This is a genomic window from Saccharomonospora saliphila YIM 90502, from assembly GCF_000383795.1.
GTDB classification, from domain to species: Bacteria; Actinomycetota; Actinomycetes; order Mycobacteriales; family Pseudonocardiaceae; genus Saccharomonospora; species Saccharomonospora saliphila.
Map to the genome: position 1 here is coordinate 5,717 of NZ_KB912692.1, position 3,654 is coordinate 9,370.

Here is a 3,654-nt window from a genome sequence, read left to right on the forward strand (position 1 = left end):
CGCGGCTCTCCGGCGACGGCTTCGCCGTCCTGATGCGCGGCGAGTTCACCAGCGCCGAGATCATCGACCTGGTGGAGGACTCCCACGGGCTCAGGCCGTGCTCGACGTAGGCGTCGGTCCACCCGGCGGCGACGCCGCACAGGTCGAGCGCGGCCGAACCCGACCGGCGGATGTCGCGCACCCGGCCGAGCACCCGCGCGAGCAGCTCCGCCTGCCGGGCCCGGCGCTCGGACCGGTAGGCGAACCCGGTCGCCAGCAGGGTGGTCTCCAGCGACTCGGGCGCCGAGGTGGCCAGCGGGCGCCCGTCCAGCCAGGCGCCCTCCCCCCGGATCGCCGTCCACCGTCGTCCCGAGACCGGCTCCACCACCGCGCCCGCGACGGACACGCCGTCGATCTGCGCGGCCACCGACACCGCGAAGCCGGGAAGCCCGTAGAGGAAGTTGACCGTGCCGTCGATCGGGTCCACCACCCACCGCACGTCCGCCCCCTCGGTGGGTGGACCGGCGTCGCCCTCCTCCTCGCCCAGGACGGGCTCGCCCGGGCGCAGCGCCGCCAGCCGCGACCGCACGAGCCGCTCCGACTCGGTGTCCACCGCGGTGACGACATCGGTGCGGCTGCTCTTGGTGTCCACGGCGACGCCGTGGCCCGCGAGCAGGGATTCCCGCGCCTGCCGCACCATGTCGGCCGCGTCGAGCGCCACCCGTTCGGCCGTGGCGGCCAAGGCCGCGTATCCGGAATCGACAGCTCCCACGCCACCATGGGACCACATCCGCGGCTAGAGTCTCGCGAGACGGTTTCTGAATCGAGAAGGAAGGGACCACGCCCATGACGGCGACCCGGGGTTTCGGCATCGACATCGGCGGCAGCGGCATCAAGGGCGCCCTGGTCGATCTCACCGACGGCACGCTGGTCGGCGACCGGGTGCGCATCGACACGCCACGCCCCGCGACGCCGGACGCGGTCGCCGACGTCGTCGCCGAGGTGGTGGGCCGCTTCGAGTGGGACGGACCCGTCGGCATCACCCTGCCCGCCGTCGTGAAGAAGGGCGTGGCCCGGACGGCGGCCAACATCGACCACAGCTGGATCGGCCGCGACGCCGACACGCTGTTCGCCGAGCGCCTCGGCGTGAGCGTGGAGAACGTGGCGATGCTCAACGACGCCGACGCGGCGGGCATGGCGGAGATGCGGTTCGGCGACCCCGTGGCACGGACGGGCGTGACCGCTCTGCTGACCTTCGGCACGGGCATCGGCAGCGCGCTGTTCCTCGACGGCAAGCTCGTGCCGAACACCGAGTTCGGGCACATCGAGATCGACGGGCACGACGCCGAGAAGAAGGCCGCGGCCTCGGCCAAGGACAACGAGGGCCTGTCGTATCCGGAGTGGGCCAAGCGGGTCGATCGTTACCTGACCGTGCTCGACAGCCTCATCCGGCCGGATCTGTACATCGCGGGCGGCGGGGTGAGCAAGAAGGCCGAGAAATGGGTACCCCTGTTGTCGGTGGAAACGCCGATCATTCCCGCATCGTTGCTGAACAACGCGGGGATCGTGGGCGCGGCCGCCGCCGCGGCGGAGGGCATCACGCACTGAGCGCGGCCCCGGTCGCGGGGCACCCGGCGACGCGCGAACGAGTTGATCGCTGCGCGACGCCGGTGCCCACCGTCGTTACAATGGAACAAGGCTCTCGGCTGCGGCAGGAGAAACCGCAGGCCAGAGCAGGTTCCCCGAACTTGAGGCAGCCGGGATTCCAACGTCTCGGTTCGTCGTGACGACCGCTGCGAAAGGGCGTACGTGGCAGCCGCAAAGACCGCAACCCGAAGCGGGACGAAGACAACGAGCGCCGCCGAGCACGCGACTGCCGACGAGGAGACGGCGGCCGCGAACGGAACGGCCGCACCGGAGACCAAGTCGTCGGGTCGCAAGACGGCCGCGAAGAAGACCACCGCGAAATCGGCGCGGGCCCGCAAGGGCGCCAAGAGCGAGCAGGGCAAGGCCAAGGGCGCGACCAAGACCCCCGCCGAGCTGGGCGAGGACCTCGACGCGTCGGACCTGGAGGATGTCGACCTGTCGGATCTCGACGTGGACGCGGTCGAGGTGGACGTCGTCGACGCCACCGTCACCGAGGAGGGCGAGGAGTCGGAGGAGTCCTCCGGTCCGGCCGCCGCCGCGCCCGACCCGGACTTCGTCTGGGACGAGGAGGAGTCCGAGGCACTGCGCCAGGCCCGCAAGGACGCCGAGCTGACCGCCTCGGCCGACTCGGTGCGGGCCTACCTCAAGCAGATCGGCAAGGTGGCGCTGCTCAACGCCGAGGAGGAGGTCGAGCTCGCCAAGCGCATCGAGGCGGGCCTCTACGCCGCCGAGCGGATGCGCGTGGTCGAGGAGGAGGGCGAGAAGCTCACCACCCAGATGCGGCGCGACCTCAAGTGGATCATCCGCGACGGTGAGCGCGCGAAGAGCCACCTGCTCGAGGCGAACCTGCGCCTGGTGGTGTCGCTGGCCAAGCGCTACACCGGGCGTGGCATGGCGTTCCTGGACCTGATCCAGGAGGGCAACCTCGGCCTGATCCGCGCGGTGGAGAAGTTCGACTACACCAAGGGCTTCAAGTTCTCCACCTACGCCACCTGGTGGATCCGCCAGGCCATCACCCGGGCCATGGCCGACCAGGCACGCACCATCCGTATCCCGGTGCACATGGTCGAGGTGATCAACAAGCTCGGCCGCATCCAGCGCGAGCTGTTGCAGGACCTGGGCCGGGAGCCCACTCCGGAAGAGCTGGCCAAGGAGATGGACATCTCCCCGGAGAAGGTGCTGGAGATCCAGCAGTACGCCCGGGAGCAGATTTCGCTCGACCAGACGATCGGCGACGAAGGCGACTCGCAGCTCGGAGACTTCATCGAGGACAGCGAGGCCGTGGTGGCCGTCGACGCGGTGTCGTTCACGCTGCTGCAGGACCAGCTGCAGTCGGTGCTGCAGACGCTGTCCGAGCGCGAGGCCGGTGTGGTGCGGCTGCGCTTCGGTCTCACCGACGGACAGCCACGCACACTCGACGAGATCGGCCAGGTCTACGGCGTGACGCGGGAGCGGATCCGCCAGATCGAGTCGAAGACCATGTCGAAGCTGCGGCACCCGTCGCGGTCGCAGGTGCTGCGCGACTACCTGGACTGATTGTCCACCACGCAGGGTCGTCGACGACCGGGTCGACGACCCTGCGTGGTCGGCAGCCTCCTGGCCGCGCCGCGGGTGTCAGGGCCGCGAGGACGATCGCAGCGCGACGCCCACGACGACGGCGACGATGCCCACGGCCTCCCCGGGAGTGGGCACCTGCCGCAACACGAGGAATCCCACCACGGCCGCGGTGACCGGCAGCAGCGCCAGCAGCACCGCGAACCGCGCCTGCCCCAGCCTGCGCAGCACGACCTGGTCCAGGACGTAGGGCACCACCGTCGACAGCAGCCCGACACCGACCGCGAAACCCAGCAGGTCGGGTTGACCCCAGACGGCCGTCGTGCCCAGGGCCAGCGGCGAGAGCAGCACCGTGGCGGCGGCGAAGCCGATCGCGAGGCTGTCGATGCCCGCGCCCCGGGTGGCCACTCGCTTGCCCAGCACGATGTAGCCCGCCCACGCCGCTGCGGCGCCGAGGGCGAAGGCCACGCCCGC

Annotated in this window: 4 protein-coding genes; 2 read left to right on the forward strand and 2 right to left on the reverse strand. The window is 70.9% G+C overall.

Annotation, left to right across the window (positions count from 1 at the left end):
- On the reverse strand, positions 1 to 769 hold a 769-nt coding region (locus tag SACSA_RS23110), incomplete at its 3' end, for an inositol monophosphatase family protein (RefSeq protein WP_083940262.1).
- Between the two features lie 56 nt (positions 770 to 825).
- Here SACSA_RS23110 and ppgK point away from each other — a divergent pair.
- A complete protein-coding gene (ppgK, locus tag SACSA_RS0114675; protein ID WP_019816651.1) occupies positions 826 to 1,587 on the forward strand; it encodes a polyphosphate--glucose phosphotransferase in 762 nt (253 codons plus the stop codon).
- Between the two features lie 201 nt (positions 1,588 to 1,788).
- A complete protein-coding gene (locus SACSA_RS0114680; protein ID WP_019816652.1) occupies positions 1,789 to 3,162 on the forward strand; it encodes an RNA polymerase sigma factor in 1,374 nt (457 codons plus the stop codon).
- A 78-nt stretch (positions 3,163 to 3,240) separates the two neighbouring features.
- Here the strand turns inward: SACSA_RS0114680 and SACSA_RS23115 are convergent.
- Positions 3,241 to 3,654, reverse strand: a 414-nt coding sequence (locus tag SACSA_RS23115) for an EamA family transporter (RefSeq protein WP_019816653.1), incomplete at its 5' end; no start/stop codon positions are given.

Bases quoted from the DNA above. Each gene is read 5' to 3' on its own strand.
- ppgK (WP_019816651.1), top strand. From the start codon at position 826: ATGACGGCGACCCGGGGTTTCGGCATCGACATCGGCGGCAGCGGCATC.